Below are 4,763 nucleotides of genomic sequence, written 5' to 3'. Positions count from 1 at the left end.
TTTGAACACGCTTAAACTGAGAAGGATTTTGCTTCTGTAAATGACGGAGTTCTGGAAGGCTCTCTTTAATGAATAGCTCTTTTAATTTACCCATAACTCAAATATACAAAAAGATATTAAATTAATGTCTAATCGGTATTAGCAACCTGAAGTTACAAAAAATTATATATATTATTTTTTAAATAAAAAATCAGAAGCTATTGCGCACACAAAGCAACTGGTGGTACGAAAGATTTGGATAGACTTCCTGAACCATCCGACCGCCCTAACTGCAAAACAGGCGTTATTGCTTATTTTTCAGCGTCTGCTCAAAAAGTTTGAAGATCCGTTTGTATTCATCCGTCCAGCTAACCGGCTCCACAAACCCATGATCCTCCATCGGGTAAGACGCCAGCTCCCAGTTGTCTTTCTTTAATTCCATCAGACGTTGTGCCAGCTTCACCGCATCTTGGTAATGCACATTTACGTCTACCATACCATGGCAGATCAACAGGTTTCCTTTTAGTCCCTTTGCAAAATAGATGGGCGAACTTTTATGATAAGCGATACTGTCAGTAAACGGTTCATTCAGGATATTGGAGGTATACCCGTGGTTATAATTGGCCCAATCCGTAACCGGCCTCAGGGCTGCTCCGCTTACAAATACATCCGGCGTTGTAAACAACGCCATCAGGGACATAAAACCACCGTAAGATCCGCCATAAATGCCCACTTTCGCGGGATCGATCTTGTAGGTATCGGTTAAATATTTTACAGCATCTACATGATCTGTAAGGTCTTTGCCCCCCATATGCCGGTAGATACCGGTACGCCAGTCCCGGCCATAGCCGGCACTACCGCGGTAATCAATGTCCATTACATAATAGCCATTGTCTGCAAGAAGATTGTTGAACATATATTCCCGGAAGTAAGAGCTCCACCATTTATGCGCATTTTGCAGGTATCCGGCACCGTGTACAAAGAATACAGCCGGCATACCGGGTTTGGCATTTTCCGGTTTGTATATGCGCGCATATACCGGTACGCCATCCCTGGCTGTAAATGAAATTACTTCGGGTGTACGCCATTTGATCTGCCGATAAGCTTCACTTTGCGCTTTTGAGGTGATCTGCACCGGCCGGGCACCGGCGCGGTTTTCCTGGAGGTAAAGTTCCCAGGGCTTGTTGATAAATGAGTTTCGGATCGCCAGGTATTTTTCATCAGGCGACAGGCTTACTTCATTGGCTCCGGCCATTGTGGTCAGCTGTATGGCTTCACCCGTTTTTATATTTAACCGGTAGAACTGCTTCTCTCCCGGGTGCACTTCATTTGTGGTAATATAAAACGATCGTTTATCCCTGGAGAGCTTTGCGTCCTGCACCTCATAGTTTCCTTTTGTAAGCCCCCGTTTGGTGCCGGAAGCCAGGGAGTAAAGATACAGGTGCGCATACCCGGTTGCTTCACTTTGAAACCAAAGCGTTTCATTATCGATCCATCCGGTCGAGCGCTGATCTATACCCGGCCCGCCGATCCAGGCATCATCGTGTTGCCGGTCTACCAGTTTAAGATTCCTGGTTGCTGTATCCATCAGCATCAGCCACCGGTCTTTATTGTCGTCAGCATACACATCCAGCAAGGCATACCGGCCATTGGGGGCCCATGCCACACCCCATATATTCACATTGCGCAGCGCCGAATCTTTTTTCAACTTTTCCCATTGTTCCGGATAGTCCTTTACAAATACCGGTATATCCCGGATGCCGGGGATCTGCTCCGTATTGATTTTATACGCCGTATCTTTTATTCGGTCATAAACGAAGAACCGTGCGCTGCCCTGGGGACTGCCCACTTTTGTACGTCCGGAAATATCCGTGGTATAACCGCTTTCGGTTACATAATCCGGTACAATGGTTCTTTTGCCATTCCCTGCCGTGTACAACTGGTAGGTTACAAACCGCCCGTCCGGACTGATCGCAATTCCGGTAAGTGCATTCCCTCCCAGATAAACGGGCCGCAAACCGGCCGGCTCCACGGCCTTCTGGTACCGCTCTGTAGCCGATCGTTTATTGCTTCGCTCCAGCAACACATCCATCGTAGCCAGCTGCTCTTTTTTTAACCACTCTTCCTCTGCGTTTCCTTTTTTATTTTTATCGGAGGGCGTATCATTTGTAAAGTTGGTCAGTTGTTGCGAAGCACCTGTGGCAATTTCCCAGGAATAAAGATTCTGACTACGGGTGTATACGACCCGCGTATCATTAAAACTAAATACCGGGTTATACTCAGCTTCCAGTGTTTGTGTGATGCGTATAACCTTGCCGCCCGGAGCCCTGTAAAAGATATCACCATCCTTTGCCCAAACTGCTGCAGACCGGTTGCGATTGTACCGGAGCTGGTCTTCATACACCACTTCCTGCTGACCTCCGGTTAATACTTTCCGGGGGCTTTTGTCCGCAAGCGAAATACGGTATAGTGAATCTGCAGGCGCCTGGTCCGGGTTCCAGTTAAAAAATAACATATTACCGGTATGGCCCCAGGCCACCCCAGACGGAGAACTACCCATCCATTTCGGATCACGCATAATCTGTTCTACGGTTAACACACCCGGGTTGTTCTGGGCAGATGCTGTAACAGCGGCCATCATTGCAGCAACTGCAGCGGTTTTTATCAATAAGCTCTTCATCTTTAAAGCAGAAAATTTATTTAATGGCTCGCCCTGAACTTCAGCCTGAGCGGGCACAATACGATCCTCCATACAAAAATAAGGGGGTCAGTGCTTTCAGGCGCACCATGGGCACATAACATTTTCCGGTTCTGATAAATGATCCTGTGAGAACGCTACCGGGATGCTGGGCCGGAACGCAGGTCTGACAGCACCAAACAGGTTTAAGCCCTCATCAGGAATAAAAATTTGATACCCTGCATCCTTTATTTTAAAAGAAACCAGCTATCTGGTTCCCGCTATTTTGTCCGTGCTGCGGCAGTCTTATCCCGTCCGGCTTTAAACTCAGAGCCGGCCTTCCATCCGGGCCAGGTATGCCCATATGCCAGGCGTTTGCCCACCATAAAAAGCAATTGCAGGTCGTCAACCGCTCCGCTCAGATCCCAGCTGGTTTGATATTCGTCTGAAGGACTATGATAGTGTTGTTCATTAAACGCCTCCTGCATTTTTTTACCGTATGCTTTCCCCTTGCCCACCACATCGATTCCAAAGCCCTGTGCCAACGCGGGTACACCTGCCTTGGCAAAACTGAAATGATCCGACCGAAAATAATGCCCGGCCTCCGGCGTTGCATCATAAGAGATATAACGTCCCTGCTTTTCGGCTTCTTCTTTTAAAAGGTCTTCCATCTCCGATTGTCCCTGCCCAACCACCATAATATCTTTTGTGCGGCCATAATTGTTCACCTCATCCACATTCAGTACACCCACTGTTTTTGCCAACGGGTAAACGGGATGCTGCGCATAGTAGGCAGAGCCCAGCAATCCCTGTTCCTCTGCGGTTACCGCCAGAAACACAACCGTGCGTTCGGGCGGAGTTTGCTGGTTTTTCCACACCCTCGCAAATTCCAGCAAGGCAGCTGTACCGCTGGCGTTATCGAGTGCACCGTTGTAAATAGAATCACCCCTGGCATCCGGCTTGCCAATGCCCGGGTGATCCCAGTGTGCGGTATAAAGCACATATTCATCCGGGTATTTGGTGCCGGTGATCTTTGCGATCACATTGTGCGATTTGCTATACGTAACCTTTGTTTTTATTTGTGTGGAAACCGTTTCATTTAGCGAAATCGCTCTAAATCCGGGTATATCCGCTTTAGCAATAATCGCTGTATCCTGCCCGCCGGCAATGATCAGCTTTTTTGCCGCCTCCATAGAAATCCAGCCCTGTGCATCCAGTAATTTTTCATCTTTATTGTCCAGTCGCAGCTCCGATTCATTCCAGCTGTTCTGTACCACACTGAACGGATAGCTGGCGGCCGCCGTACTGTGAATCACCAGGCAGCCACGGGCGCCCTGCCGGGCCGCTTCTTCAAACTTATAGGTCCAGCGCCCGTAATACGTCATGGTTTTACCTTTAAACAAAGTGGTATCTCCATTATTGAAACCGGGATCATTCACCAGCACCATTACGATCTTTCCCTTTACATCCAGTCCTTCATAATCATTCCAGTGATACTCTGGCGCTACCACGCCATAGCCCGCAAATACCACCGGCACATTATCCAGACTGACTACCGCATCCGTTTTGGGCGTTGACCATACATATTCATCGTAGCCCTTCAGCTGCAGCGCTCCTTTTGGCGTATGCACCTGCATCAGCGTATCCGGCAGCGACAGGATATCGATCATAGGTACCTCCTGCAAATAACTGTTACCATTACCCGGTTCTGTTCCCAATGCCCGGAATTGGTCCTGGAGGTAGGCGATCGTTTTTGTTTCGCCTTCTGTAAAGGGCTTCCGTCCCTGGAAAGCATCCGACGATAATATTTTAATGTGCCTGACCAGGCTGTCTGCACTAAATGCCGATGCCCCGGACTCTTCATTCTTTGTTTTTACCGGGGTATTGCAGGCTGCAAAAACAAGCGCGGCAAGCGCAATAGCGAGCGGTTTACAATTCATTGAATCAATATTTAGCCTTCAGCATTTAGCTATCAGATTCTGTGTTAATTACCAAATAGAAGTTTTAATTTTTTTAATACTTTTGTGTTTTAGGCGGCTTTATGCCAGCCTGTGTAAGAGAGCAATTATTTAATATTGCTCTCTACTTTTTTATTGCACTTCTGTAG

The 4,763-nt window shown here is 47.7% G+C and carries 2 protein-coding genes; both read right to left on the bottom strand.

Annotation, left to right across the window (positions count from 1 at the left end; translation table 11 throughout):
• Positions 1-283 precede the first annotated feature (283 nt).
• Positions 284-2,659, bottom strand: a complete 2,376-nt coding sequence (locus tag Q1V85_RS02575; protein WP_300597139.1) for a S9 family peptidase — start codon at positions 2,657-2,659, stop codon at positions 284-286.
• 278 nt (positions 2,660-2,937) lie between these two features.
• Positions 2,938-4,596, bottom strand: a complete 1,659-nt coding sequence (locus Q1V85_RS02570; RefSeq protein WP_300597137.1) for a M28 family metallopeptidase — start codon at positions 4,594-4,596, stop codon at positions 2,938-2,940.
• Between the last annotated feature and the right edge of the window lie 167 nt (positions 4,597-4,763).

It is taken from the genome of Niabella sp., assembly GCF_030150205.1.
In the GTDB taxonomy this organism is placed as follows: domain Bacteria; phylum Bacteroidota; class Bacteroidia; order Chitinophagales; family Chitinophagaceae; genus Niabella.
This window is presented reverse-complemented; position numbering and strand designations above follow the sequence as displayed.